A 24,765-nucleotide genomic window follows, 5' to 3' on the forward strand; every position below is an offset into this window, starting at 1 on the left:
ACATGTATAAAATATAATATTCGCTAAGAGAATATATGCTTGTAAGACTATTCCGTTGGGGATAATGTCTTACCTGCATCAGATTTCCTGGTGTAACGAATTTACAAGTGCTTCTTGCATAAGCAAGTTTGATCCCGGTCATCCCCATGACCGGGATTTTTTTCGCCTTAGCGGTTCGTCTCCGAGACGCTAAAGTCATGGATATCCAGCTCGAATGCTTCAGCCAGTTCACGGTAGGTATGGTAATCCCTACCATTGACCACGACACGGTCGGAATTATCCTCCGCGCGATGAACTTCGGACTCACTGATTTCATTGATGGCGGCAAGCAGGGCATCGACATCCACTTCAACCTCACGCTTAATGGTGTCGCTGTACTCTTTGTCGGTCTTCATGGCGGGTTCCTCATTTAATCGTCTCAACAGTTAAGTATAGACCGCACACAAAAACGCCATTCGCGTCAGGTGGCGATGCCAGGCAATGCAATTTGTTCTACACTGGCTCAAAACCACAGGAGGAATGTATGAAGGTCAACGATCGGGTAACCGTCAAAACGGACGGTGGGCCGCGCCGCCCGGGCGTGGTGCTGGCTATAGAAGAGTTTAATGAAGGCACAATGTATCTGGTGTCGCTGGAAGATTACCCGCTCGGCATCTGGTTCTTCAACGAACTGGGGCACCCGGATGGGATCTTTGTGGAAACGGCGGAATAGGGCGGCGTCGGGGGCGTCTTCTCCCCGGCTCCGGCTACTGAAAAGCAAAATCTCTGGCCAGGCCAGAGATCAAGGTAGGGTACAACATGGCCGTGCAAATTAGCGCATATTAACGAAAATCCCATTCGTCACATTATCTGTCAGGCGTACGACATGGTATATGACTTGCTTATTATGCGTTTTAATTTTCCTTTTAATATTTCCTTTGTGTGACGATACTGTTTTTGCCTTGATATTCATCTGGTCTGAGATCTGAATTGTCCCTTGTCCAGCCATCCACATTCTTAGCATACTTGATTCAGTTCTGCTTAATGATAGGGTGGGTAAGTTAACCGCCCCTACATTCTTAACTTCTTTATTCAAATAATCGCCCAGGATATCATCAAGCGACTCTGGTTTAATCGATTTCGAACTGATTAATAAGTTTTTACGCACCAACAAATACTCATCGAAATGAATATTGGCGATCGCCATAAAAACAATAAACAGGGTCTTAGGATGCTGATTAATGATCTGCTTAATGTGCTGACTGTTAGCGGGGTCGTGAATGAAACAGTCCTCATTAATAAACACCACGCCGGGCTTGTGGGCGTCACAAGCGGCTGCGAGTTCTTCAACGGTGTGTGCATCGTTGATGTCTCTCTTTCTTACCCCTCTGCTTGCTAAGTACCCGGTTAACCCTAGCCGGGTGTAGCTGCATAAATCCATAATGATCGTTGACATGGCATACCCTCACTCAATGCGTAACGATAATTCACCACCTGCCTGAGAGCTCATAAACAGCCATACGGGATGGAAAAAATCTCATAAAACCTGTGAGCATGACAAAGACTTTCAGGCGAACTCACTATCCCGTAAAGTTACGTATAATTTGCCAGGAATCATCTTAAAGTAAAGTAAATATTAAGTATTGTGAGGTGGTTAGAAACATTTAAACCGCGTCAGATATATCCTGGTAGATGTTTTTCGAGATTATTTTTAGGAATATCCTCAGAAAGACATTGCAAACACTGCGGGTTATTATTTGCGTGGAAGTTCGCTGACAATATCCGCTAACAGATTGAATATCTCGCTGAATAAATGCTCGCAGAAGGGGGCGATAAGTGGCATCAATAATGACATTAATAAAAGGCCAACCGTCAAAGTCACCGGAAAGCCGATGACGAATACCGACAGCTGCGGAGCCATTCGGTTGAGTAAACCTAATGCGAGGTTAACGGTGAGCAGCAGGGTAATGATCGGCAGCGCCAGCATCAGCCCGTTGAGGAAGATCAGCCCGGCAGCCCGCACCAGCGCCAGAAACGCGTTGCTGTTTACCGGGTTGTCGCCAATCGGCAGCGTGTGGAAGGTGTCCACCAGCATCGAGATGAGCCACAGGTGGCCGTTGAACGAGAGAAACAACAGCATCGCCAGCAGGTCGATAATACGCGCCAGCACGGGCATATTCAGATGGCTGCCCGGGTCAACGAACGTCGCGAAAGACAGGCCCATCTGCAAACCGATAAGTTCACCCGCCGTTCGTACCGCGGCGAAGGCGAGCTGCATCGTAAACCCGACCGCCACGCCAATCATCACCTGTTGCAGGGCAATCCAGATCGCATTCGGGGAAAAGATCGGGATATCCACCGCTGGCAGGGTAGGGGCAACGATAATCGTGATAACCATGCCCAGCCCAATTTTGACGCGTTTAGGCACCGACTTTTCACTGAGTATGGGGGCGGTGGAGATCAGCGCCATGATGCGCAGCATCGGCCAGAAATAGATCCCGAGCCACTGAACAAACTGATCGCTGGTGAAATGCAGCATCGTCCGTCAGCCGATGATGTAAGGCAGATTGGTGAACAGGTTGCGCATATAGTCCAGCAGCAAATTGAGCATCCATGGCCCGGCAACGATAATCGCCACGAAGACGGCAATGATCTTCGGGATGAACGACAGGGTCATTTCGTTAATCTGCGTGGCGGCCTGGAGAATACTGATAATCAGACCGGTGACCAGCGCAACCAGCAGCAGGGGCGCGGCGACGGCAATCGCGACTTTCATCGCCTCCGTGCCCATCATCATGACCGACTCAGGCGTCATTGCGCGCTCCTCAACTGTAGAAACTCTGCGCCAGCGAGCTGACCAGCAGCTGCCAGCCGTCGACCAGCACGAACAGCATGATCTTAAAGGGCAAGGCAATGGTTGCGGGCGGGACCATCATCATCCCGAGCGCCATCAGGACGCTGGCGATCACCAGGTCAATAATCAGGAACGGAATGAAAATGGTGAAGCCAATCTGGAACGCCGTTTTCAGCTCACTGGTCACATACGCCGGGAGCAGAATACGCATCGGCACCGCTTCCGGCCCCTGTAACTCACCGGTGTTAGCGAGACGGGCAAACAGGGCCAGATCCGCTTCGCGCGTCTGGCGAAGCATAAATTCACGTAATGGCTGCGCGCCCTTTTCCAGGGCAACCTGCATGGAAATTTTATCTTCGCTGAACGGCTGGTAGGCCTCGGTGTAAATCTTGTCGATCACCGGCGACATAATGAAAAAGGTCAGGAACAGGGCTAAACCCAGCAGTACCTGATTGGGCGGCGCGGACGGCGTGCCGAGCGCGTTGCGCAGCAGGCCAAACACAATGATGATGCGGGTGAAGCTGGTCATCATTAGCAGGATCGCCGGGATAAAGGTCAGCGAGGTGATGAATACCAGCGTCTGCACGGACAGGGACCAGCTTTGTCCACCGTTCGCCAGCGGCGTGGAAACCAGCCCCGGCAGTTGCGCATACACAGAGGGCGCGAACAGGCCCAGGCCTGTCAGCGTAAGGAATAACAAACGGCGCATCAGGATCTCCCGGGACGCTTGAGCAAACTCTTCATTACGGACTGGAAATCCGCAGGGGCCTGGGCGTTAGCCTCCACCGTGACAGGCGCAGGGGGGAGCGTGTGAAGGACGTTAATGCTGGAGGCGGTCACGCCCAGCACCAGTCGTGCATCTTCCACCTCCACAATGACCACGCGCTCGCGCGGTCCTAGCGGGGTGCTGGCGCTGACCTTCAACCCGCGGGTACCGGCCGTTTTCCCCGCCAGACCGAAACGCTTTGCCAGCCAGGCGGCGATAAGGATAAAGGCAATAATACCGAACAGCGCGCCGCTCACCTGGAGCAGCGGTGAGCCGGGTACGGCGGAGGGCGCGGACAGTGTTGCCTGGGTTTTCATACTTAACGACTCAGACGACGCATGCGTTCGGAAGGGGTAATGATGTCGGTGATACGTACGCCGTATTTATCGGCCACCACCACTACTTCGCCCTGTGCAATCAGGTAGCCGTTGATCAGAATATCCAGCGGCTCACCCGCTAAACCGTCAAGCGCCACCACGGAACCCTGCGTCAGGCGCAGCAGCTCTTTAATGGTCATGCGGGTGCGACCTAGCTCAACGGTCAGCTTGACCGGAATGTCCATAATCAGGTCGATGTCCTGCAACGTGCCGCTGACGTCGCCGCCGCCTAACTGCTGAAAGACCGCGTCTGCCGCGCTTTTCGTCGGCGTCGTTTTCTGCTCGTTTAACGCGTCAGCCCACAGATCGTCCAGTGCTCCGCTGTTTTCATCGGACGGATTGTTCATGTCACTCATTTGGGCTGTTCCTCATTCAGCGAATTCAAAATCGGGTTGATCAAGTGCTCAACGCGTAACGCATACTGGCCGTTAATCGTGCCGTACTGGCTTGTCAGCACGGGTACGCCATCCACATGGGCAATAATGCGGTCAGGTTTATCTATCGGCAAAACGTCGCCGGGTTGTAATTTCAGGATCTGCGATAACCGCATGGAGATGTCGGCGAAGTTGGCCACCAGCTCCAGCTGCGAATGCTGCACCTGACGCACCAGGTTTTCACGCCAGTTCTGATCTTCGTGACGTGAGTTCTCCAGCGGCGGGTTCACCAGCAGTTCGCGCAGCGGTTCAATCATGCTGAACGGCAGGCAGATGTTGAACTCGCCCGTCAGGTTGCCGATCTCGACGTGGAACGGGGTGTTCACGACGATGTCATTCGGGGAGGTGGTGATGTTGGTAAACTTCACCTGCATCTCGGAACGCACGTACTCCACTTCCAGCGGGTTAATCGCTTTCCACGCGTCACTGTAGGATTCCAGCGCCAGCTTCAGCATGCGGTTAATCACGCGCTGTTCGGTATGGGTAAACTCGCGGCCTTCCACTTTGGTCGGGAAACGGCCATCGCCACCGAACAGGTTATCCACCGCGATGAACACCAGGCTTGGCGAGAACACAACCAGGCCGGTACCGCGCAGCGGTTTCAGATGGATCAGGTTAAGGTTGGTTGGCACCGGCAGGTTGCGGGCAAACTCATGATACGGCTGAATGCGGATCGCACCGACGGTAATATCCGGGCTACGACGCAGCAGGTTAAACAGCCCCATACGGAATTGACGTGCGAAACGTTCGTTGATGATCTCCAGCGCCTGTAAACGCTCGCGCACCACGCGACGCTGGGTATTGGGATCGTAGGGACGAATATTATCGTCGCCGGTCAGACCCGGCTTCGGTTCGTCACTTTTATCGCTGTCGCCGTTGAGCAGCGCATCGATTTCTGCCTGAGAAAGAATACTGTCGCCCATGTCGTTACCGCAGAATGAAGGCTGTATACAGAACGTCAGTGACTTCCTGCTTAGGTTGGCCGTTTACCAGCGGGGTCGCCAGCGTCTGTTTAATGGCATCGACCAGCTTTTGCTTGCCCACATCGGTGGCGAGCGCGGAGGCATCCTGACGAGAAAACAGCAGCAGCAGACGGCTACGCACTTCTGGCAGGTAGTCGTTCAGGCGTGCACGGGTCGCTTCATCTTTCAGACGCAGCGTAATACCCACGTAAAGCACGCGATCCGCATCGCCCAGGTTCACGGTGAACGTATCCAGCGGGTAGAAGACCGGCGCCGGTGGAGGCGGCGCTTCAGCTTTGGCGGCCGCGCTGGAGGGTTCCTGCTGCATACGCCAGTAACTGTAGCCTGCGGTGGCGCAGGCCGCGAGGGTAATCAACACCAGCAGCGGGATCCAGATGGAACGCTTGCTTTTTTTGGTGATAGCGGAGTCTGTCATCTGATACGAGCTTCCTGTTTCGGTACAGCTTAATACGGTGATTATCCCGTGTCCGGCTTAGGTCAAAGCGTGGAAAAGACGGGGATAATCACGTTACCTCTGGCGTTTAGGCAAAGATGTCTACGGCACGGCTGCCGCGCGCGGCGGATTGCAGGGCGGCAGGGGCAGGCAATAACTCTTCGCTCTCATCGTTAAACCCACCATGCTGGCCGGAACGCGAAGCGTGCTGTTGCTGCCCGGATGAGGACTGCTGTTGCCCGGCAAAGCCCTCGCTGCTGACGCTGCTTTGGGAAAGCTGAATGCCGTTTTCCGCAAGCTGCGTGCGCAGGATCGGCAGGGCCGCTTCCAGCGCCGCGCGGACGTGGCTGTGGGGCGAAACCATCTGCAACTGCGCCTGGTTGTCATCCAGCTTAAGCGAAATTTGCACCTGACCCAGATCCTCCGGGTGCAGACGCAGCTCTGCGGTCTGCTGTCCCTGCTTTGTGAACAGGGTGATGTGCTGGCTCAGATTCTGCTGCCATTCGTGCGTGCCCAGCGGCTGGCTTAACACCGGCGCTGTCGCAACGGTAGCGGCAGGCTGTGAAGGCGCCAGGTGACTGACGATCGGCGCCAGCGTCGCGGTTGGGCTGGCGGCAGACGACGCCGCGCTCGCTACGTCCTGCTTCTCTGCGACGGCGGCGACGGCTGGCGTAACGGCTGCCGTGGCGGGCAGCGATGTGTCGCTGTCCTGAACCGGCATTTTTTCCTGACCCGTTAACGCATGGCTAAGCGGCTGATGCTGGCCGTTGTCCGTCTGGGCTAGCGCAGAGGGGAGGGCGGCACGGGGGGCGATCTCCCCGGTGCTCGCAGGCTGCGTCGCTACCGGGATGGTGGTCTGCTGGTGCGGTAACATCGCCATCAGCGCGCTTAACCCGGCCAGCTCCTCTTCTTCAGTCGTGGTCTCGCTGTTTGTTTTCGCCTCCGGCTGGGTCAGCGCCTTCAGCGCATCCGTATTCGCGGCGGGTTTCAGGCCGGAGACGAGGCTTTGCAGGGAGACGGCGGTATCTTCACCAGTCAGGGTCTCCTGACGGGAGAGCAGTTCGGCGATTTTGGCCTGGAGCGTGGTATCACCGTTTTTTTCCTTTGCCGCTGTCGACAGCTTGTTGCCCGCCGCTTTCAGATCCGCCAGCGTCAGCGGGGCATCTTTGCCTTTGCCGGTGGTCTCGGTCAGCGCGCCCGCCAGCAGAGAGAGAAAATCTTGCGCGCCCTCAGCGCCTTTCCCGGTCAGCGTGCCGCCGGACGGGTCGCTGTCGGTCATTAGCAGTTGTTGCAGTGTGATCATTCTGGTTTCCTCATTGATGCGCGCTGGGCAAACTCATCCATTTTTTTCTGATCCAGACGGTTTTCCGCCAGGGTCGAGGCTGCAATCTGCCGGTCCTGTAAGGTTTGCCAGGCCTGCAACCGCTGTTTTTTCTCGCGCCAGAAATTCAGCGCGGTATCGACTTTTTGCGTCCACTGGTTGAGCTGCTGGCGATGCTGCTCAATCGCCTTTTCCAGCGTCTGGATAAACTGCTGATAGTTAATCCAGCGCTGGCTACCAATGCCCTGCGCCATGTCGGTGTTAAGGTTGGTGCGATATTCATGCTGATAGTCGATTAACATCTTCAACTGTTCTTCAGCCTGCTGGCACCCGCGTCGCATTGCGCCAAGCTGCAATGCGGCATCATCAACTTCTTTTTCAGCCAGATCTTTCAGCGTTGATAACGCGCTGTTCTGCGCCATGACCTTCGCCCTCCACCTGTGTTACACCTGCGGGAAAATCAGCTCCAGTGCCTGGAGGGAATCTTCCCAGTCGGCGCGTTCAAAAATACCCTGTTGCAGAAATGCCTCCAGCTGCGGCCACAGGGCAATCGCTTTATCGAGCATCGGGTCGCTGCCTTTGGCGTACGCCCCGACGCTTACCAGATCGCGGTTGCGCTGGAAGCTGGAGAGCAGTTGTTTGAAGTTACGCACGCGGGCGTAGTGTTGCTCGGTGATCAAGGCCGTCATCGCACGGCTGATCGAGGCTTCAATATCAATTGCCGGATAGTGCCCGGCTTCGGCCAGACGGCGCGACAGCACGATATGGCCGTCGAGGATCGCTCGCGCGGAGTCGGCAATCGGGTCCTGCTGGTCATCGCCTTCGGTCAGTACCGTATAGAACGCGGTGATGGAGCCGCCGCCGCTGATGCCGTTCCCCGCGCGCTCAACCAACGCCGGGAGCTTGGCGAAGACCGACGGCGGGTAGCCTTTGGTCGCGGGCGGCTCGCCGATGGCCAGCGCAATCTCACGCTGCGCCATCGCGTAGCGGGTCAGGGAGTCCATAATCAGCAGCACGTGCTGGCCCCGGTCGCGGAAATCTTCCGCAATACGCGTGGCGTAGGCGGCACCCTGCATACGCAGCAGCGGCGACACGTCCGCAGGCGCGGCGATCACCACCGAGCGGGCGCGGCCCTCCGCACCCAGAATGTTTTCGATGAAATCTTTGACTTCGCGACCACGCTCACCAATCAGGCCTACCACGATAACGTCCGCCTGGGTATAACGCGCCATCATGCCGAGCAGGACCGATTTACCCACGCCGGAGCCGGCAAACAGCCCCATACGCTGGCCGCGTCCCACGGTGAGCAGGGCGTTAATCGGCCGCACGCCGGTATCCAGTACGTGCTCGATTGGCGTGCGTTGCAGCGGGTTGAAGGGTTGGGTGATCAGCGCGCCGGTTTCGGTGGTATCAGGGGAGGGCAGGCCATCGAGCGGTTTGCCGCTTCCGTCCAGCACGCGGCCCAGCAGCGCCGGACCGAGCGGGAGCTGTTTGCCGCTTTGCAGGCCGTCACCGCTGATGTTTTTCGCGTAGACGCGGGCGCCGGGCAAAATCCCTTCCACTTCTTCAAGGGGCATCAGAAACAGGCGCTGACCGTTGAACCCGACCACTTCGCTTTCCACTTCATGCGTCTCCCCCCCGTCCTGACGCTCAATCACGCAGGTGGCGCCGAGCGGAAGTTGCAGCCCAGTGGCTTCCAGGACCAGACCGGTGGCGCGCGTCAGGCGTCCATAACGACGAACGGATGGCAGCTGCGCCATCTTCGTTTCAAAATTATCGAGCGTGTTAAGCCAGCGCGTAAGGCGAGCGGTCATCAGATGACTCCCGGTGCCGCCAGGCGGCACAGTTCCTGCCAGCGGGTCGCGACGCTGGCATCCAGATCGCCCTCATCCGCCGAGACCTTACAGCCTCCGTGATGGAGCGACGGATCGCCGCGCAGCCGCCAGCCGTGCAGGCTCAGCGTCGCGCCGAGGCTCTCTTCCACGCGCTGCAAATCATCAGGATGAACGCGCAGCTGCGGTTTGCCGCTGAACAGCGGCTCCTGCTGGAGCAGGGCCTGGATCTGCTTAATCAGCGCGGCGTTATCCACTACCGGCGTCTGGCCGATCACCTGACGGGCCGCCTCCAGCGCCATCTGCATCAGGCGCGAGGCAATCACGCTGTCGAGCGCATCCAGCGTGTGCTGAAACTCGCTCACCAGCTGCTGCATGCGGGCATGCAGCGGCGCCTGCTGCTGGCGCGCCTGCTCGATGCCCTGCTCTAAACCTTTCGCCAGCCCTTCCTGATAACCCTGTGCGTGCCCGGTCTGACGGCCTTCGTTCATCCCGGCGTTGAAGCCCTGCTCGTGCGCCTGCATTTGCATCTGGGCCAGCATCTGGGCGCGCTGTTCCTCTTCACTCAGCTCGAGGATGCCCGCCCCGGCGTCGCCCTCGTCGGACGACACAACGGCAGGGGTGAACTCTGCGGTGGGAGGGGAGAGGTCGTCAGGCGTCCAGCGCTTCCACGACAGTTCATCAGACATAGGTGTCGTCTCCGCTGCCAATCACCATCTCGCCGGTTTCTGCCAGACGACGAACAATAAGCAGGATCGCCTTCTGTTCGTTTTCCACCTGAGACAGACGCACCGGGCCACGGTTGGCCAGGTCGTCGCGCAGGATATCGGCCGCACGCTGGGACATGTTGCGCAGGAACTTCTCGCGCAGCGGCTGCTCGGCGCCTTTGAGGGCGATAAGCAGCGATTCGGAGTCCACCTCCTGGAGCAGGCGCTGGATGCTGCGATCGTCCACTTCGACCAGGTTTTCGAACAGGAACATCTCGTCGATAATTTTCTGCGCCAGCTCGCCGTCGAACTCGCGTACCGCCGTAATAACCGCCTCTTCCTGCTGCGTTTTCATCAGGTTGATGATTTCCGCTGCCGTTCTCACGCCACCCATTTTGCTGCGCTTGAGGTTCTGGCCGTCGAGCAGGTTGTTCAGCACTTCGGTCAGCTCCGCCAGCGCGGCTGGCTGGACGCCGCCGAAGGTGGCGATACGCAGCATCACGTCGTGGCGCAGGCGCTCGTCGAACAGCGCCAGAATATCGGCTGCCTGACCCCGTTTGAGGTGGACCAGAATGGTGGCGATAATCTGCGGGTGCTCGTCGCGAATAAGATCGGCGGCGCTTTGCGGCTCCATAAAGTTGAGCGTTTCGATCCCGCTGGCGGTGTCGCGCGTTTCGAGAATATCTTCCAGCAGGCTGGCGGCGCGCTCTTCGCCGAGCGCCTTAACCAGCACGGAGCGCAGGTATTCGTTGGCGTTGACGTTGAGCGCGGCAAACTGCTCGGCTTCCTGCTCAAACTCCGCCAGCACTTCTGTCAGCTGCTTGTTGGAGATCTGGCGCACGTTGGCCATCGCCGCGCTGAGGATCTGCACTTCTCGCTGGGAGAGGTGTTTAAACACTTCCGCCGCGCGATCTTCGCCAATGGTCATCAGCAGGATGACGCTTTTATCGGTGCCTGTAAGCGTATTACTCATGTTCGTTACCCATCCAACCGCGGATGACCAGCGCGACGACGCGCGGATCGTTATCTGACATTTCGCGAATGCGCTGGCTCATCACCTCTGCGCCCATACGCTGGTTAGCACGGCGCTGCTGCATCTGTTCATCTTTGCTGAGACGAACTTCAACCGCTTCTTCCTCGTCCGGACGCGCGTTCTTCTGTTCCAGCGCGGCTTTCTCGGCTTCAGCACGGCGCTGTAGCTGAGGACGAACGCCCTTACGCCACAGCAGCCACGCGACAATCAGCACCAGCAGCCAGCGGCCTGCGGACATCAGCTGATCGAAGAACGCCTGCTGTTGCCAGAACGGCAGTTCGCCACCGGTCTCATCCACCGGGTTGAACGGTGAGTTCACAACGTTGAGGGTATCGCCACGTTTTTCAGAGAAGCCCATCGCTTCGCGGGTTAAATCTTCGATCTGCTTCATCTGCTCCGCCGTGAGCGGCAGCGGTTTACCGTCCGGCAGCGTTTTGTAGTTCACCACCACGGCAACAGAGAGACGCTGAATATCGCCCGTGTTCAGTTTGGTATGGCGGATAGTCCGGTCGACTTCGTAGTTGGTCGTTTCGTTACGGCTGCTGTTACGCGGGCCGGTACTGTTCGCGGTCGAGGTCGTCTGCTGATTCGTTTGCTGACCGTTCTGCGGGTTTGCCGGCGGGGTGGAGATTGGCGCGGCGTTGGCAGGCGCAGGCTGGTTAGAGAGTGCGCCCGGCACACCGCCAGGATACTGGCCGCCGACCTGTTCCGTCTCATTGATTTGACGCGAGCGTAACACGGCGCGGGAGGCATCCCCGTTCGGAGCGTACTGCTCTTCGGTCTGTTCTTTATTCGAGAAATCAATCTGCGCCGTGACCTGCGCGTGCACATTGCTGCTGCCGACCACCGGGCCCAGAATCGCTTCAATGCGACGCTGGAGACGGCCTTCCACGTCGGCGGCGTATTTCAGCTGGGCGTCGTTGAGATCGCGCCCGGCGGTGTTGGACTGCGTCAGCAGATGACCACTCTGATCGACAAGCGTAACGTTACCCGGCGGCAGGCCGGCCACCGCACTGGAGACCAGGTGCGTGACGGCGCTGATCTGACCTTCATCCAGCGCACGGCCAGGTTCGAGGTTAACGGTCACAGAGGCCGAAGGGGACTTTTGTTCACGGACAAACAGGGACGGCTTAGGCATCGCCAGGTGCACGCGGGCACTTTTCACCGGGCCTAAGGTTTCAATCGTACGGGCCAGCTCACCTTCCAGTGCGCGCTGATAGTTAACCTGCTCGCTGAACTGACTGATGCCGAATTTTTCCTGATCCAGCAGCTCAAACCCAACCGCGCCGCCTTTTGGCAGCCCCTGCTGGGCGAGACGCAGGCGAAGCTCGTGCACTTTATCTGCCGGTACTTCAAGCGCACCACCGTTATCGGCAAAGCGATACGGGATGTTCATCTGGGTTAACTGGGTGACGATGGCACCGCCATCCTGGTCGGAAAGGTTGCTGTAGAGCGTGCGGTAATCCGGGCTTTTTGCCCATAAGACCATCGCGACAACGATCGCAATGGCGGCAGCGCCTGCCACAATCAACGGGATCTTAGGGTTGGCGCGAAGGCGGTTCATCCACTCGAGTGATTTATTCTGTGGCGCTGTCGATGCTGCTGTCGCACTCATTGCGCACCTCTTAAATCCTGGTGGTTTACGTTATTCGTGTAGAGAAACAAAACTGACTCCCGGGTCGGCAAACACGACAAAAGTTCCATACTGATGGCCCTGCCATTATTTGATGATTCGGGATTTTCTATGCGTCAAATAACCTGGTTTTTTAACGCTATTTACCGCCATTATCTTATTGACAAGCTGTTAGTCTTGACCTCGTAAAAAACCATCCAGGGGAGAGTCATGGCTATACAGGGCATTGAAGGGGTACTCAGTCAGTTACAGGCAACGGCGATGACCGCCCGTAATCAGAGCGTGGCTGACCAGCCGCCGGGCGTTAGCTTCGCCGGTCAACTGCATGCGGCGCTGGACCGGATCAGCGACAAGCAAAACGCGGCCCGTACCCAGGCTGAGAGATTTACCCTTGGCGAACCCGGCGTGGCGCTCAACGATGTGATGGCCGATCTGCAAAAAGCGTCGGTGTCATTGCAGATGGGGTTGCAGGTGCGTAACAAGCTGGTGTCGGCATACCAGGACGTGATGTCGATGCAGGTGTAAACCTTCCAATCTTACGCTGGCAGCCTGATGGCTTTAATGCCACAATATTTTTTTCTTCGCATGCAGGAAAGATGATGAAAAAAGTAGCAATTGTGGCTGCGATGCTGACGTTAGCGGGATGTGTTCAGGTAGATAACTATCAGGAAGTGATTAAGCACCCGGTACCTTCGCAACTGGCAGGTTACTGGCAGTCGAAAGGGCCGCAGAGCGCGATGGTGAGCCCGGAAGCGATCGCCACGCTGGTGGTGACGCCAGAGGGGGATACGCTGGATTGCCGTCAGTGGCAGCGCGTTATCGCGGTGCCGGGTAAGATCATGCTGCGTTCAGATGATTATTACAACGTGACCCGTAAGCTGGATGTCTATCCGCTGGAGCGTGATGGGGCGGCGCTGGAGTATGACGGTATGGAACTGTACAAGGTTGACCGTCCAACGGTGGAATGCGCAGATTACCTGAGCAAGAATCCGCTGGAGAGTAAGCTTCCGTAGCGGTAAAAGCAAAACGGCAATCATATTGCCGTTTTTAGGGTTTGCTCCCTCTCCCGGTGGGAGAGGGTCGGGGTGAGGGCATCAGGCCGCACTTTCCCAGCACTACAGCGCGTCCTCAATCACCCAGACGCTGACGCTTCCCCCGTTACAGAAGAACGTCCCTTCGCCATCCGCCGCCGTGGTCACGGTTTCCTCGCGGTTGCCTAAAAAATCACGCCAGGTCTTATTGCCGTAATTCTCCCCGAGGCAGATGGTCTTCTCGCCGTCATCACCATTCGACAGCACCACCACACAGCCCGGGTGCTCCTCAGTCCCGCTGCGGCTGAACGCAATGCAGTTTGGATGATCGAAAAACAGCGTCTGCACGCCGTGGGCAAAACGCTGCCGGGCGAGGATCAGCTCGTGGAGCTGTTCAATCACCGGCATATCGATGTGATACGTCTCGCCATCCCCGCCGGTGTCGTCATAGCTGGCGCCAAAAAGATCCGGGTAGAATACGCTCGGCACGCCGTTTTCACGCAGCAGGATGAGCGCGTAGGCCAGCGGTTTGAACCAGGCTTCAACCGGGGCTTCCAGCGCCTGCAAGGGTTGGGTGTCGTGGTTGGCAACCAGCGTCACGGCATGGAACGGATCGGCTTCCACCAGCGTACCGGTGAAAATCTGGCTCATATCGTAGTCGCGTCCCTGGCGTGACGCTTCGTGAAATTTCATTTGCAGCGGCGCATCAAACAGCATGGTTTTACCGTCCACCTGATTGATGTAGTGCTGCAATTTATCCACTTCGTGAGACCAGTATTCCGCCACGATAAACAGCGGCTGCGGGGCCACCTCCTGGACGTGCTCAATCCACTCTTTGTAGAACCAGGCCGGGATGTGTTTTACCGCGTCCAGGCGGAAGCCGTCGCAGTGGGTTTGCTCCATCACCCAGCGCGCCCAGTATTTGATCTCCTCCGTCACCGCGTGGTTGCGAAAATCAATGTTTTCACCCATCAGGTAATCGAAATTGCCCATCTCGTCGTCGACCTGATCGTTCCAGCCTTCGCCGGTGTAGTCGTTCACGATTTTGAAGATACCGTCCTCATTGGGGTTTTCAATGTGGTCGATACCGCTGAAGCATTTGTAATCCCAGATGAACTGCGAATACTGCCCGGCCCGAACGGGGAAGGTGTAACGCGTCCAGGCTTCGCATTCGATGATCTCATCGCTGATTTGGGTGCGATCCTGAGCATCCACGCGCTGCACGCGGACGGGTTCCTTTTCATCGGCCCCCATTTTATGGTTGACCACCACGTCCAGAAGCACCGCAATCTGGTTGCTTTTTAAGGCGTTGATGGCCTCCAGCAGCTGGGCTTTATCGCCGTATTTGGTGGCGACGCTGCCTTTCTGGTCAAACTCACCGAGGTCGAAAAGGTCATAAGAGTCATACCCGACGGAATAGCCGCCGGATGCCCCTTTGTATGCCGGCGGTAACCAGACCATATTGATGCCGATTTCGTTCAGGTTGGGGGCTAATGCCGTGACTTCTCGCCACAGTTCACCGCCGGTGGGGTAGTACCAGTGAAAACATTGTAAAAGTGTTGGGTTGCGCATGCACCATCTCCATGAGGTCGCGAAACTCAAGTATGGAGCAGGTTTGGCAGAAATGCCTGGCGAACGAAACGGTTAACGCTCGAACGCCAGTTAAATGGCTAATTAATATCGCTATTACTTTGCGGAACCAGGACATGACCGCCCTGGTTACCGTAGGTGGAGAGAACGGTTTTCTGGATGGAGGATTGCCCAACCAGCTTCGCCAGTTCATCCATTCTGGCTTGCAGCAACGTTTTTACCTGGCCTTCGTTGTCCAGGATCACCCGCAGCGTCGGGCGAAGCTGCTCCTGAATCTGCATCGAAGGTTCACTTTCCTGAGTGAGACGAGCCAGTGAGTGCACCGCATTAACATAGTCGGTTTCACAGATGATCAGATCATCCCATAGTCCCTGCCGGGCCAGTCGCAACATCAACTGGCTCTGCTCAAGGAGTTGCTGATAAAGGGCATAAAGTTGCGGTGCGTTACTCATTAGACGGCGTCCTGCATCAGTTGTGGCGTACCGGCAACCTCCTTCCACCCGTCAGCGATATTGCGCAGCAAGTTTTCCACCTCTTCGATGGCGCTGGCGTCGTTATTCACGTTGGCGTGCAGGAGGCGACGTACCATATAGGCATAAAGGGCAATCAGGTTTTGCGTGAGCTCATCACCGTTATTTTCCACCAGGCCAACCTTCAGCCCGTTTTCGATAATGTTGATGGCTTTTGAGAGCGCCAGCCCTTTTGCCGGGATATTACCGTCTGCCAGGAACAGACGCGCGCGTACCAGCGCGCTGAGGGCTCCATCAAATAGCATGATAACCAGCTGCTGCTGGCTGGCGCTCATCACCGCGCTTTCAACTTCTATCTTTGCGTAGGCTTGCGTGCCTTTTGCGCCGTACATGTTATCCCCCTCGGGTCTGATTAGCGTTTACTACTTGTTGCTGGACGTATTTTCGAACTGCTGCGTCAGGTAGCTGCTGGTGTTGTTCAGCGAGGTCATCAGTACGTCCAGCTGGGTAAACTGGGCTTTGTACTGCGCCACTCTCGCGTCAATACGTTCGCTCACGGCGTTATATTGATCCGTTAACTTGTTCAGCGTTTTGCTGACGCCATCTTTGGCCGCCTGGATAATGCCTTTACTGGAAAGCCAGTCAGTCAGATGGGTGGCCATGGTGGTAGTGATCCCGGTGGTTTTACCGTCACCCACAACCAAATCTTTCACCGCAGACGGGTTATCCGTCAGCGCTTTTTTCAGCTTGTCGCTGTCCAGCTCCAGCTTACCCGTACTTGGATCGGAGGTAATGCCGACCTGAGACAGCGTTTTATAGGCGGTTCCGCCGACGGAGTTGCCCAGCATGGTTTTCAGCTGCGTCTGGATAGTACGCAGCGTACTGTCTCCGAGCAGGGCACCGTTGCTGGAATCCTGCGCATCTGTACCCGCATCAACCGCCGTATATTTGGTTAATGATGCAAAGCTGTCCTGAAGGGTGTTGTAGGCATCCACCCAGGCTTTCATCGCCGTTTCCGCTTTCGATGTATCTTTAGCGATCGTCAGCGTCTGGTTACCGGTGGTGACATCGTTCAGGTTCAGGGTGATATCTTCCAGCGCATCGCTAATGGTGTTGCTGCTGTTTTCGATATCAACGTTATTCACCTTCAGCTTCGCGTTCTGCGCGGTGACGCTTTCTGTCATGCCGTTGCTGGCGTCGGTGCTGGCGCCGTTGTAACCCATAAAGGATTGCAGGGCGCTGTCGCCGCTCACGCTGATGCTGACCGCGTTGTCCGCCCCGGTTTCGGTGGAGGTGATGGACAGACGGTACTGACCATTACCGACGTTAATAATACTGGCGGTCACGCCGGCGTCAGCTTTGTTAATCGCATCGCGAATGCCGGTCAGCGAGGAGTTTGCCGCGCTGATATCGACGGTCACCGGATCTTTACCGTTACCGGCGGTAAAGGTGATCTTGCTGTCAGCCGTGGCAATGGCCGTTTTGGTATCCGGCTGCGCATTTTTGGTCGTCAGGGTTTGCGCCTGCGCCAGCTGCGACACGCTGATGGTGTATTTACCGGCAATCGCGCTGCCGGTAGTGGTGGCGCTGAATGCTGTGGTACTGCTCGACGTGCTGGTCGCTGTAAACAGGTCGGCTTTATTCAGCGCGGTGTTGGCGGTCTGAAACGCTTCCAGTGAACTTTTCAACGTGCCGTAAGCGCTCAGCTTGGCGGTATACGATGTCTGTTGTTTGGAAATTGGCGTCAGCTGTGCTTTTTCGGCCGTGGTCAGACTATCCAGAATGTCTGCTAACTTAAGACCCGAACCAATCCCCAATGATGAAATACTTGCCATATTTATTCCTTAATCTATCGACACGTAGAACGAATAGTGGGGTTATCGGCCTCAATGGGGGAAAGTTTACGGTTAATTTCTTTTTTTTAATGGCGGGAATAACGGTAATAGAGAAGAGCTTTTCCGTGGCTAAAAAAATTAACGCGATCCTGAAAAAATATCTAAAGGTTGGTTTAGACCAGACGATAACACTTTTGACGGCGATGAAGCCGAAGGGTGGAAACCCAAATCTAACCAAACAGATTTGATGAACAACAGGAATCGAAATCATGGCACAAGTCATTAATACCAACAGCCTCTCGCTGATCACTCAGAACAACATCAACAAGAACCAGTCCGCTCTGTCTTCTTCTATCGAGCGTCTGTCTTCTGGTCTGCGTATCAACAGCGCGAAAGATGACGCTGCGGGCCAGGCTATCGCTAACCGCTTCACCTCTAACATCAAAGGCCTGACTCAGGCTGCACGTAACGCTAACGACGGTATCTCTCTGGCGCAGACCACTGAAGGCGCTCTGTCTGAAATCAACAACAACCTTCAGCGTGTTCGTGAACTGACCGTTCAGGCAACTACCGGTACTAACTCTGATTCTGACCTGTCTTCAATCCAGGACGAAATCAAATCCCGTCTGGACGAAATCGACCGCGTATCCGGTCAGACTCAGTTCAACGGCGTGAACGTGCTGGCGAAAGATGGCACAATGAAGATTCAGGTTGGTGCAAACGATGGCCAGACTATTTCTATTGACTTGCAGAAGATCGACTCTTCTACTCTGGGTCTGAAAGGTTATTCTGTGTCTGGTAATGCGCTGAAGGTTAGCGATGCTATCACTACAGTTCCAGACGCAGCTGCTGGTGATGCACCAATTGCTGTTAAATTTGGTGCAGATGCTACAGCAGCAGCTGCTATCGCTAAAACTCTTGGAGTTAGTGATACTTCTGGCCTTTCTCTGCACAACGTGCAGAAGGCTGATGGTTCTGCTACTGGTTCATATGTTGTGCAGTCAGGTAATGACTTCTACTCAGCATCGTCGCTGCAAACGGTACCGTAACACTTAACACAACAGATGTAACGTATACTGACCCAGCTAACGGTGTTACTGGAGCAACGCAGTCAGCACAAGCAATCAAAGTAACAACCAACAGTAATGGTGCTGCGGTAGGTTATGTTACAGTGCAGGGTAAAGATTACTTAGCTGGTGCTACCGATGGTACAGATGTTGTTGCCAATAGTGCTACTGGTAACACTGATATCGACACTGCTATTCAGTTGAGTGATGATGCAACTGCTGTTCCTCCAACTACTGCAACTAAAACTTTCGCTGGTACTGCTACCAACGATCCACTGGCTCTGCTGGACAAAGCTATCGCGTCCGTAGACAAATTCCGTTCTTCACTGGGTGCGGTTCAGAACCGTCTGAGCTCTGCCGTAACCAACCTGAACAACACCACCACCAACCTGTCTGAAGCGCAGTCCCGTATTCAGGACGCCGACTATGCGACCGAAGTGTCCAACATGTCTAAAGCGCAGATCGTTCAGCAGGCCGGTAACTCCGTGCTGTCCAAAGCTAACCAGGTTCCTCAGCAGGTTCTGTCTCTGCTGCAAGGCTAATCGCCTGTTTAAGCTCAAACCCCGCTTCGGCGGGGTTTTTTCTGTCCGCATTCACGCGTAACCCCCCAAATAACCCCTCATTTCACCCACTATTCACCCGATTAAAACCCCTCCAGAATCGGATAATCATGCCGATAACTCAACTAACGCAGGGCTGTTTATCGTGAATTCACTCTATACCGCTGAAGGTGTAATGGATAAACACTCGCTGTGGCAGCGTTATGTTCCGCTGGTGCGTCACGAAGCATTGCGCCTCCAGGTGCGTTTGCCGGCGAGCGTGGAACTGGACGATCTGCTACAGGCGGGCGGTATCGGGTTATTGAATGCAGTTGACCGGTACGACGCTCTGCAAGGAACGGCATTTACGACTTACGCAGTGCAGCGTATTCGTGGTGCGATGCTGGACGAGCTGCGCAGCCGCGACTGGGTGCCGCGCAGCGTTCGCCGCAACGCGCGCGAAGTGGCGCATGCGATGGGGCAGCTGGAACAGGAGCTGGGGCGCAACGCGACGGAAACCGAAGTAGCGGAGCGTCTGGGCATTCCTGTTGAAGAGTATCGCCAGATGTTGCTCGATACCAATAACAGCCAACTCTTCTCTTATGATGAGTGGCGCGAAGAGCATGGCGATAGCATCGAGCTGGTGACGGATGAACATCAGCAAGAAAACCCGTTACACCATTTACTGGAAGGGAATTTACGCCAGCGCGTGATGGAAGCGATCGAAGCTTTACCGGAACGTGAGCAACTGGTGTTAACCCTCTATTACCAGGAAGAGCTCAATCTCAAAGAGATTGGCGCCGTGCTGGAGGTGGGCGAGTCTCGGGTGAGCCAGCTGCACAGCCAGGCCATTAAACGCCTGCGCACAAAACTGGGTAAGTTATAGGTGAGTCATTCGCCTTGGAAATGCCGCACAACGTATTGACAACTAGGAGTTATCATGACGGTGCAGCAATCTAAAAGACGGCCTTTAAGCCGCTACCTGAAAGACTTTAAACACAGCCAGACGCATTGCGCCCACTGTAAAAAATTACTCGACCGCATCACGCTGGTTCGTCGCGGTGAAATCGTGAATAAGATTGCGATTTCCCGCCTCGACACGCTGATGGATGAAGCCGCCTGGCTTGAAGAGCAAAAAGAGTGGGTAGCGCTTTGCCGTTTCTGTGGCGATCTCCATTGCAAAGAGCAAAGCGACTTCTTCGATATTATCGGCTTCAAGCAATTCCTGTTTGAACAAACGGAGATGAGTCACGGCACCGTGCGTGAATACGTGGTTCGCCTGCGCCGCCTGGGTCAGCATTTGACCATGCAAAATATCTCCCGCGATCTGCTGACGACCGGATACCTGGATGAAAATCTGGAACCCTGGTTGCCCGCCACCAGTACCAATAATTACCGCATCGCGCTGCGAAAGTACGCGCAATATAAAGTCCAGATGCCGGGCGTCATAAAGCAGAAAGTCCGCGCCGGAACAACTTCTGATATATATTAAAAAAGAATAAGATGTAGCGCAGCCGCCTTTGACGTTGCAGGCGATTTCTCTACACTACTCAAAAATTCCACTGTATCGGGGTACTTATGAAATTAGCACTTCTGGGTCGTCAGGCGCTGATGGGGATGATGGCCGTTGCGCTGGTCGCGGGGATGAGCGTGAAAACGTTCGCGGCAGAGAATCTGCTCAACAAAGTTAAAGAGCGCGGCACGCTGCTGGTTGGGCTGGAAGGAACCTATCCTCCGTTCAGCTTCCAGGGCGACGACGGTAAACTGACCGGTTTTGAAGTGGAGTTTGCGCAGGAGCTGGCAAAACACCTCGGCGTTAAAGCCTCCCTGAAACCCACCAAATGGGACGGGATGCTGGCGTCACTGGATTCCAAACGTATTGACGTGGTGATTAACCAGGTAACCATTTCTGACGAGCGTAAGAAGAAGTATGACTTCTCCACGCCGTACACCGTGTCCGGTATTCAGGCGCTGGTGAAGAAAGGTAACGAAGGCAGCATCAAGTCCGCAGCGGACCTGAAAGGTAAGAAAGTCGGCGTCGGTCTGGGCACCAACTACGAAGAGTGGCTGCGGCAGAACGTGCAGGGCGTGGACATCCGTACCTACGATGATGACCCGACGAAATACCAGGATCTACGCGTAGGCCGTATTGACGCCATTCTGGTTGACCGCCTGGCAGCGCTGGATCTGGTGAAGAAAACCAACAATACCCTGGCTGTCGCGGGTGATGCGTTCTCCCGTCAGGAGTCCGGCGTGGCGGTGCGTAAAGGTAACGAGGATCTGCTGAAAGCCATCGATGGCGCCATTGCTGAGATGCAGAAAGACGGCAGCCTGAAGGCGCTTTCTGAGAAGTGGTTTGGTGCAGACGTGACGAAATAAGTCTCTGACTGACAAAAAAAGGCGCTTTTAAAAGCGCCTTTTTTATTTCTCGCGCGTCTGCGTGCATAATGAAATAACAATTGTTTGCGTGACCGGAGGAACCATGTCACTACAGAATTTAACGCGCTTTCCCCGTCTGGAATTTATCGGCGCACCCACGCCGCTGGAGTATCTGCCGCGATTTTCTGACTACCTGGGGCGCGATATATTCATTAAGCGTGACGATGTGACGCCCATGGCGATGGGCGGAAATAAGCTGCGCAAGCTGGAGTTTCTCGCCGCCGATGCTCTGCGTGAGGGGGCGGACACGCTGATCACCGCCGGGGCAATTCAGTCTAACCACGTTCGCCAGACGGCGGCAGTGGCGGCGAAGCTGGGACTCCACTGCGTAGCCCTGCTGGAGAACCCGATCGGGACGCAGGCAGAGAATTACCTGACTAACGGTAACCGTTTGCTGCTGGATCTGTTCAACGTGCAGGTTGAAATGGTCGACGCGTTGACCGACCCGGCTGCACAGCTCGACGAGCTGGCGACGCGTCTGGAAGCGCAGGGTTTTCGTCCGTACGTGATCCCGGTTGGCGGCTCGAATGCGCTGGGTGCCCTCGGCTATGTTGAGAGCGCGCTGGAAATCGCTCAGCAGTGCGAAGGCGCGGTGAGTTTATCCTCGGTGGTGGTGGCGTCCGGCAGTGCGGGGACCCATGCTGGTTTAGCGGTCGGGCTTGAGCAACTGATGCCGGAGGTCGAGCTGATTGGCGTGACGGTTTCCAGAAGCGTTGCGGAACAGAAGCCGAAAGTCGTCACCCTGCAACAGGCGGTGGCTGAACAGCTTGCGCTTCAGGCGAAGGCGGAAATACTGCTGTGGGATGACTATTTCGCGCCGGGCTATGGCACCCCCAATGATGAAGGGATGGAGGCGGTTAAGCTGCTGGCCCGTCTCGAAGGTATTCTGCTTGACCCGGTCTATACCGGCAAGGCAATGGCGGGCCTGATCGACGGCATCGCCCGCAAGCGCTTTAAGGATGAAGGACCCATTTTGTTTGTTCATACTGGCGGGGCGCCTGCGCTGTTTGCCTATCATCCTCATGTCTAAAAATCAGGTAGAAAAATAATAATGCAAGAAAGTATTCAACTGGTTATTGATTCGCTGCCGTTCTTGCTTAAGGGCGCGGTGTTTACTTTACAGCTCAGTATCGGCGGGATGTTCTTCGGGCTGGTGCTCGGGTTTGTGCTGGCACTGATGCGCATGTCGAACATCTGGCCGGTGCGGTGGCTGGCGCGGTTTTACATCTCCGTGTTCCGCGGAACGCCGCTTATCGCCCAGCTGTTTATGATTTACTACGGGCTGCCACAGTTTGGTATTGAGCTGGATCCGATCCCGGCGGCGATGATTGGCCTGTCGCTGAATACCGCGGCGTACACCTCTGAAACGCTGCGTGCGGCGATCTCCTCCATCGATAAAGGACAGTGGGAAGCGGCGGCCAGTATCGGGATGACCCCGTGGCAGACGCTGCGCCGGGCGATCCTGCCCCAGGCGGCGCGCGTGGCGCTGCCGCCGCTGAGCAACAGCTTTATCAGCCTGGTGAAAGACACCTCGCTTGCGGCGACCATTCAGGTGCCGGAGCTGTTCCGTCAGGCGCAGCTGATCACCTCGCGCACGCTGGAAGTGTTTACCATGTATCTGGCGGCCTCGCTGATTTACTGGGTGATGGCGACGGTACTGTCCGCTCTGCAAAACTATTTTGAAAACCAGCTTAACCGCCAGGAGCGTGATCCAAAATGAGTGCAATTGACGTCAAAAACCTGGTGAAAAAATTCCATGGACAAACGGTGCTGCATGGCATTGATCTTGAGGTTGAGCAGGGCGAAGTGGTAGCAATTATCGGCCCGAGCGGGTCAGGCAAAACCACGCTGCTGCGCAGCATCAATTTACTGGAGCAGCCCGAAGGCGGGACGATCCGCGTGGGTGATATCACCATTGATACCGGGAAACCCATCAGCCAGCAAAAAGGGCTGATTCGCCGCCTGCGCCAGCATGTCGGCTTCGTGTTCCAGAGCTTTAATCTCTTTCCGCACCGCACGGTGCTGGAAAACATTATTGAAGGGCCGGTCATCGTCAAGGGGGAACCTAAGGAAGACGCGACGGTCCGCGCCCGCGAGCTGCTGGCGAAGGTTGGGCTGGCAGGGAAGGAGACGAGCTATCCGCGTCGCTTATCTGGCGGGCAGCAGCAGCGTGTCGCCATTGCGCGCGCGCTGGCGATGCGCCCGGATGTGATCCTGTTTGACGAACCCACGTCCGCGCTCGATCCTGAGCTGGTCGGGGAAGTACTGAACACGATCCGACAGCTGGCGCAGGAGAAACGCACGATGGTGATTGTGACGCATGAAATGAGCTTCGCTCGCGACGTTGCCGATCGGGCTATTTTCATGGATCAGGGGAGAATAGTTGAGCAGGGGCCGGCTAAAGCGCTGTTTGCCAATCCGCAGCAGCCCCGAACCCGTCAGTTCCTTGAAAAATTCTTAATGCAGTAGCATTTTAGCGTTCAATTTGCTCCAGATGCCGCTTCTGGAGCAAATTATCCTCCCTTAAACTCCGTTCTGTTGCTTTTTTATTCCGACTGATGTGGATAAGCCATCGCCAAATTAAAGATAATCTGCCTGTGGCCGATATTTTATATAAATAATCATGCTTTATGTGTTAGGTTATATTCACCATAATAATGATTATCTTTATCAGAGGCTTCATTCAGTAAGTATGAGGGATATAGACTTTTTCACCTGGCGACGGGAATGCTTCCTCCGGTTTCAGGAAATGACCTGTGCCGAAGAGGTATATCAGGAACTTCAGCGACAAACGCAGGCGCTTGAATTCGATTATTATGCGCTTTGTGTTCGACACCCTGTGCCATTTACCCGCCCGCGAACCTCCGTCCATTCCAGTTATCCGCAACAATGGATGGCGCAATATCAGTCCGAGAATTATTTCGCCATTGACCCGGTGCTGAAGCCGGAGAATTTCATTCAGGGACATTTGCCCTGGACGGATGAATTATTCACGGATGCCCAGCAATTATGGGACGGCGCGCGGGACCACGGATTACGCAAGGGAATAACGCAGTGTCTGATGATGCCAAATCATGCGCTCGGTTTCCTCTCCGTGTCATGTACCAGCTTACAGGCACACTCGATATCCAGTGAAGAAGTTGAGCTGCGTTTACAAATGCTCGTCCAGATGGCGCTCACCACACTGTTACGCTTTGAACATGAGACGGTGATGCCGCCTGAAATGAAATTCAGCAAGCGTGAGCGGGAAATTCTGAAGTGGACCGCAGAAGGGAAGACGTCGGCAGAAATCGCCATCATTCTCTCCATCTCGGAAAATACCGTCAATTTCCATCAAAAGAATATGCAGAAGAAATTCAACGCACCGAATAAGATCCAGATAGCGTGTTATGCCGCGGCGACGGGGCTTATCTGACTGATATCACGTTCTGCGTGTCAGACG

28 protein-coding genes and 2 pseudogenes are annotated in these 24,765 nt (G+C 55.5%); 11 read left to right on the forward strand and 19 right to left on the reverse strand.

Annotated features, from left to right (window positions below):
* Window positions 1–167 precede the first annotated feature (167 nt).
* The gene (yodD, locus tag ACWKXX_RS08310; protein WP_017383339.1) at window positions 168–395 is read right to left on the reverse strand and encodes a YodD family peroxide/acid resistance protein; all 228 of its coding nucleotides are present in this window, start codon (window positions 393–395) and stop codon (window positions 168–170) included.
* 128 nt (window positions 396–523) lie between these two features.
* On the opposite strand from yodD, the gene dsrB reads away from it, so the two are divergent.
* Window positions 524–712 (forward strand): protein DsrB, encoded by a 189-nt coding sequence (gene dsrB, locus ACWKXX_RS08315; RefSeq protein ID WP_003859583.1) that lies wholly within the window; start codon window positions 524–526, stop codon window positions 710–712.
* 99 nt (window positions 713–811) lie between these two features.
* On the opposite strand, the gene rcsA is transcribed toward dsrB, so the two are convergent.
* From rcsA to fliF, 14 genes and pseudogenes are all read right to left on the reverse strand, one after another.
* On the reverse strand, window positions 812–1,435 hold the full coding sequence (gene rcsA, locus ACWKXX_RS08320) for a transcriptional regulator RcsA (RefSeq protein WP_017383340.1): 624 nt from the start codon (window positions 1,433–1,435) through the stop codon (window positions 812–814).
* Between the two features lie 290 nt (window positions 1,436–1,725).
* Window positions 1,726–2,518, reverse strand: a pseudogene (gene fliR / locus ACWKXX_RS08325) (flagellar biosynthetic protein FliR); the annotation flags it as partial.
* Between the two features lie 6 nt (window positions 2,519–2,524).
* Complete coding sequence (gene fliQ, locus ACWKXX_RS08330; protein WP_003859587.1) at window positions 2,525–2,794, reverse strand: flagellar biosynthesis protein FliQ; 270 nt, start codon at window positions 2,792–2,794, stop codon at window positions 2,525–2,527.
* Window positions 2,795–2,804: 10 nt separating this feature from the next.
* The gene (fliP, locus tag ACWKXX_RS08335) at window positions 2,805–3,542 is read right to left on the reverse strand and encodes a flagellar type III secretion system pore protein FliP (RefSeq protein WP_015572437.1); all 738 of its coding nucleotides are present in this window, start codon (window positions 3,540–3,542) and stop codon (window positions 2,805–2,807) included.
* Window positions 3,542–3,916, reverse strand: coding sequence for a flagellar biosynthetic protein FliO (gene fliO / locus ACWKXX_RS08340; RefSeq protein ID WP_015572438.1), 375 nt, complete (start codon window positions 3,914–3,916; stop codon window positions 3,542–3,544). The genes fliP and fliO overlap by 1 nt, the downstream gene beginning before the upstream one ends.
* Before the next feature lie 2 nt (window positions 3,917–3,918).
* Window positions 3,919–4,332, reverse strand: coding sequence for a flagellar motor switch protein FliN (gene fliN, locus ACWKXX_RS08345; protein ID WP_003859592.1), 414 nt, complete (start codon window positions 4,330–4,332; stop codon window positions 3,919–3,921).
* Window positions 4,329–5,333 carry a flagellar motor switch protein FliM gene (gene fliM, locus ACWKXX_RS08350; RefSeq protein ID WP_003859594.1) on the reverse strand — a complete coding sequence of 335 codons (1,005 nt, stop codon included), beginning with the start codon at window positions 5,331–5,333 and terminating at the stop codon, window positions 4,329–4,331. Before fliM ends, fliN begins: the two co-directional genes overlap by 4 nt.
* A gap of 4 nt (window positions 5,334–5,337) precedes the next feature.
* Window positions 5,338–5,808, reverse strand: coding sequence for a flagellar basal body-associated protein FliL (gene fliL, locus ACWKXX_RS08355; protein WP_003859598.1), 471 nt, complete (start codon window positions 5,806–5,808; stop codon window positions 5,338–5,340).
* A 106-nt stretch (window positions 5,809–5,914) separates the two neighbouring features.
* A complete protein-coding gene (fliK, locus tag ACWKXX_RS08360) occupies window positions 5,915–7,129 on the reverse strand; it encodes a flagellar hook length control protein FliK (RefSeq protein ID WP_047731048.1) in 1,215 nt (404 codons plus the stop codon).
* Window positions 7,126–7,569 carry a flagellar export protein FliJ gene (fliJ, locus tag ACWKXX_RS08365; RefSeq protein ID WP_017383343.1) on the reverse strand — a complete coding sequence of 148 codons (444 nt, stop codon included), beginning with the start codon at window positions 7,567–7,569 and terminating at the stop codon, window positions 7,126–7,128. The genes fliK and fliJ overlap by 4 nt, the downstream gene beginning before the upstream one ends.
* A 21-nt stretch (window positions 7,570–7,590) precedes the next feature.
* On the reverse strand, window positions 7,591–8,961 hold the full coding sequence (gene fliI / locus ACWKXX_RS08370; protein WP_047746713.1) for a flagellar protein export ATPase FliI: 1,371 nt from the start codon (window positions 8,959–8,961) through the stop codon (window positions 7,591–7,593).
* Window positions 8,961–9,668, reverse strand: a complete 708-nt coding sequence (gene fliH / locus ACWKXX_RS08375; RefSeq protein WP_047746711.1) for a flagellar assembly protein FliH — start codon at window positions 9,666–9,668, stop codon at window positions 8,961–8,963. The genes fliI and fliH overlap by 1 nt, the downstream gene beginning before the upstream one ends.
* Entirely contained in the window at window positions 9,661–10,659 is a 999-nt protein-coding gene (gene fliG, locus ACWKXX_RS08380) for a flagellar motor switch protein FliG (protein WP_003859608.1), read from the reverse strand. The genes fliH and fliG overlap by 8 nt, the downstream gene beginning before the upstream one ends.
* Window positions 10,652–12,334, reverse strand: coding sequence for a flagellar basal-body MS-ring/collar protein FliF (gene fliF, locus ACWKXX_RS08385; RefSeq protein WP_017383346.1), 1,683 nt, complete (start codon window positions 12,332–12,334; stop codon window positions 10,652–10,654). The genes fliG and fliF overlap by 8 nt, the downstream gene beginning before the upstream one ends.
* A 228-nt stretch (window positions 12,335–12,562) precedes the next feature.
* Between fliF and fliE the strand changes: the two genes are divergently transcribed.
* Together fliE and yedD are read left to right on the forward strand one after the other, a co-directional pair.
* A complete protein-coding gene (gene fliE, locus ACWKXX_RS08390; protein WP_032669595.1) occupies window positions 12,563–12,877 on the forward strand; it encodes a flagellar hook-basal body complex protein FliE in 315 nt (104 codons plus the stop codon).
* Window positions 12,878–12,951: 74 nt separating this feature from the next.
* Window positions 12,952–13,365 carry a lipoprotein YedD gene (gene yedD / locus ACWKXX_RS08395; protein ID WP_003859613.1) on the forward strand — a complete coding sequence of 138 codons (414 nt, stop codon included), beginning with the start codon at window positions 12,952–12,954 and terminating at the stop codon, window positions 13,363–13,365.
* 102 nt (window positions 13,366–13,467) lie between these two features.
* On the opposite strand, the gene amyA is transcribed toward yedD, so the two are convergent.
* The 4 genes from amyA to fliD form a co-directional block, all read right to left on the reverse strand.
* Window positions 13,468–14,955, reverse strand: coding sequence for an alpha-amylase (amyA, locus tag ACWKXX_RS08400; protein WP_003859614.1), 1,488 nt, complete (start codon window positions 14,953–14,955; stop codon window positions 13,468–13,470).
* 98 nt (window positions 14,956–15,053) lie between these two features.
* Window positions 15,054–15,425 carry a flagella biosynthesis regulatory protein FliT gene (gene fliT / locus ACWKXX_RS08405; protein WP_006811148.1) on the reverse strand — a complete coding sequence of 124 codons (372 nt, stop codon included), beginning with the start codon at window positions 15,423–15,425 and terminating at the stop codon, window positions 15,054–15,056.
* Window positions 15,425–15,835, reverse strand: a complete 411-nt coding sequence (gene fliS / locus ACWKXX_RS08410; RefSeq protein WP_003859616.1) for a flagellar export chaperone FliS — start codon at window positions 15,833–15,835, stop codon at window positions 15,425–15,427. Before fliS ends, fliT begins: the two co-directional genes overlap by 1 nt.
* A gap of 30 nt (window positions 15,836–15,865) precedes the next feature.
* Window positions 15,866–17,278 (reverse strand): flagellar filament capping protein FliD, encoded by a 1,413-nt coding sequence (gene fliD, locus ACWKXX_RS08415; RefSeq protein ID WP_047716608.1) that lies wholly within the window; start codon window positions 17,276–17,278, stop codon window positions 15,866–15,868.
* A 269-nt stretch (window positions 17,279–17,547) separates the two neighbouring features.
* On the opposite strand from fliD, the pseudogene ACWKXX_RS08420 reads away from it, so the two are divergent.
* The 8 genes and pseudogenes from ACWKXX_RS08420 to sdiA all read left to right on the forward strand — a co-directional run bounded on the left by ACWKXX_RS08420 (window position 17,548) and on the right by sdiA (window position 24,738).
* A pseudogene (locus tag ACWKXX_RS08420) lies at window positions 17,548–18,887 on the forward strand (FliC/FljB family flagellin).
* Window positions 18,888–19,050: 163 nt separating this feature from the next.
* Window positions 19,051–19,770 carry an RNA polymerase sigma factor FliA gene (locus tag ACWKXX_RS08425; RefSeq protein WP_003859623.1) on the forward strand — a complete coding sequence of 240 codons (720 nt, stop codon included), beginning with the start codon at window positions 19,051–19,053 and terminating at the stop codon, window positions 19,768–19,770.
* 54 nt (window positions 19,771–19,824) lie between these two features.
* Complete coding sequence (fliZ, locus tag ACWKXX_RS08430; RefSeq protein ID WP_015570235.1) at window positions 19,825–20,376, forward strand: flagella biosynthesis regulatory protein FliZ; 552 nt, start codon at window positions 19,825–19,827, stop codon at window positions 20,374–20,376.
* Between the two features lie 86 nt (window positions 20,377–20,462).
* Window positions 20,463–21,263 carry a cystine ABC transporter substrate-binding protein gene (gene tcyJ, locus ACWKXX_RS08435; protein ID WP_003859627.1) on the forward strand — a complete coding sequence of 267 codons (801 nt, stop codon included), beginning with the start codon at window positions 20,463–20,465 and terminating at the stop codon, window positions 21,261–21,263.
* A gap of 103 nt (window positions 21,264–21,366) precedes the next feature.
* Window positions 21,367–22,353 carry a D-cysteine desulfhydrase gene (gene dcyD / locus ACWKXX_RS08440; RefSeq protein WP_017384480.1) on the forward strand — a complete coding sequence of 329 codons (987 nt, stop codon included), beginning with the start codon at window positions 21,367–21,369 and terminating at the stop codon, window positions 22,351–22,353.
* A gap of 21 nt (window positions 22,354–22,374) precedes the next feature.
* Window positions 22,375–23,043, forward strand: a complete 669-nt coding sequence (tcyL, locus tag ACWKXX_RS08445) for a cystine ABC transporter permease (protein WP_003859632.1) — start codon at window positions 22,375–22,377, stop codon at window positions 23,041–23,043.
* Complete coding sequence (gene tcyN, locus ACWKXX_RS08450) at window positions 23,040–23,792, forward strand: L-cystine ABC transporter ATP-binding protein TcyN (protein ID WP_003859634.1); 753 nt, start codon at window positions 23,040–23,042, stop codon at window positions 23,790–23,792. Before tcyL ends, tcyN begins: the two co-directional genes overlap by 4 nt.
* A gap of 223 nt (window positions 23,793–24,015) precedes the next feature.
* Window positions 24,016–24,738 carry a transcriptional regulator SdiA gene (sdiA, locus tag ACWKXX_RS08455; protein ID WP_017384479.1) on the forward strand — a complete coding sequence of 241 codons (723 nt, stop codon included), beginning with the start codon at window positions 24,016–24,018 and terminating at the stop codon, window positions 24,736–24,738.
* Window positions 24,739–24,765 lie beyond the last annotated feature (27 nt).

It is taken from the genome of Enterobacter sp. UPMP2061, from assembly GCF_053709615.1.

Excerpts from the sequence above, each read along its gene's own strand:
- yodD (WP_017383339.1), bottom strand. The coding sequence starts at position 395 with ATGAAGACCGACAAAGAGTACAGCGACACCATTAAGCGTGAGGTTGAA.
- dsrB (WP_003859583.1), top strand. The coding sequence starts at position 524 with ATGAAGGTCAACGATCGGGTAACCGTCAAAACGGACGGTGGGCCGCGC.
- rcsA (WP_017383340.1), bottom strand. The coding sequence starts at position 1,435 with ATGTCAACGATCATTATGGATTTATGCAGCTACACCCGGCTAGGGTTA.
- fliQ (WP_003859587.1), bottom strand. The coding sequence starts at position 2,794 with ATGACGCCTGAGTCGGTCATGATGATGGGCACGGAGGCGATGAAAGTC.
- fliP (WP_015572437.1), bottom strand. The coding sequence starts at position 3,542 with ATGCGCCGTTTGTTATTCCTTACGCTGACAGGCCTGGGCCTGTTCGCG.
- fliO (WP_015572438.1), bottom strand. The coding sequence starts at position 3,916 with ATGAAAACCCAGGCAACACTGTCCGCGCCCTCCGCCGTACCCGGCTCA.
- fliN (WP_003859592.1), bottom strand. The coding sequence starts at position 4,332 with ATGAGTGACATGAACAATCCGTCCGATGAAAACAGCGGAGCACTGGAC.
- fliM (WP_003859594.1), bottom strand. The coding sequence starts at position 5,333 with ATGGGCGACAGTATTCTTTCTCAGGCAGAAATCGATGCGCTGCTCAAC.
- fliL (WP_003859598.1), bottom strand. The coding sequence starts at position 5,808 with ATGACAGACTCCGCTATCACCAAAAAAAGCAAGCGTTCCATCTGGATC.
- fliK (WP_047731048.1), bottom strand. The coding sequence starts at position 7,129 with ATGATCACACTGCAACAACTGCTAATGACCGACAGCGACCCGTCCGGC.
- fliJ (WP_017383343.1), bottom strand. The coding sequence starts at position 7,569 with ATGGCGCAGAACAGCGCGTTATCAACGCTGAAAGATCTGGCTGAAAAA.
- fliI (WP_047746713.1), bottom strand. The coding sequence starts at position 8,961 with ATGACCGCTCGCCTTACGCGCTGGCTTAACACGCTCGATAATTTTGAA.
- fliH (WP_047746711.1), bottom strand. The coding sequence starts at position 9,668 with ATGTCTGATGAACTGTCGTGGAAGCGCTGGACGCCTGACGACCTCTCC.
- fliG (WP_003859608.1), bottom strand. The coding sequence starts at position 10,659 with ATGAGTAATACGCTTACAGGCACCGATAAAAGCGTCATCCTGCTGATG.
- fliF (WP_017383346.1), bottom strand. The coding sequence starts at position 12,334 with ATGAGTGCGACAGCAGCATCGACAGCGCCACAGAATAAATCACTCGAG.
- fliE (WP_032669595.1), top strand. The coding sequence starts at position 12,563 with ATGGCTATACAGGGCATTGAAGGGGTACTCAGTCAGTTACAGGCAACG.
- yedD (WP_003859613.1), top strand. The coding sequence starts at position 12,952 with ATGAAAAAAGTAGCAATTGTGGCTGCGATGCTGACGTTAGCGGGATGT.
- amyA (WP_003859614.1), bottom strand. The coding sequence starts at position 14,955 with ATGCGCAACCCAACACTTTTACAATGTTTTCACTGGTACTACCCCACC.
- fliT (WP_006811148.1), bottom strand. The coding sequence starts at position 15,425 with ATGAGTAACGCACCGCAACTTTATGCCCTTTATCAGCAACTCCTTGAG.
- fliS (WP_003859616.1), bottom strand. The coding sequence starts at position 15,835 with ATGTACGGCGCAAAAGGCACGCAAGCCTACGCAAAGATAGAAGTTGAA.
- fliD (WP_047716608.1), bottom strand. The coding sequence starts at position 17,278 with ATGGCAAGTATTTCATCATTGGGGATTGGTTCGGGTCTTAAGTTAGCA.
- fliZ (WP_015570235.1), top strand. The coding sequence starts at position 19,825 with ATGACGGTGCAGCAATCTAAAAGACGGCCTTTAAGCCGCTACCTGAAA.
- tcyJ (WP_003859627.1), top strand. The coding sequence starts at position 20,463 with ATGAAATTAGCACTTCTGGGTCGTCAGGCGCTGATGGGGATGATGGCC.
- dcyD (WP_017384480.1), top strand. The coding sequence starts at position 21,367 with ATGTCACTACAGAATTTAACGCGCTTTCCCCGTCTGGAATTTATCGGC.
- tcyL (WP_003859632.1), top strand. The coding sequence starts at position 22,375 with ATGCAAGAAAGTATTCAACTGGTTATTGATTCGCTGCCGTTCTTGCTT.
- tcyN (WP_003859634.1), top strand. The coding sequence starts at position 23,040 with ATGAGTGCAATTGACGTCAAAAACCTGGTGAAAAAATTCCATGGACAA.
- sdiA (WP_017384479.1), top strand. The coding sequence starts at position 24,016 with ATGAGGGATATAGACTTTTTCACCTGGCGACGGGAATGCTTCCTCCGG.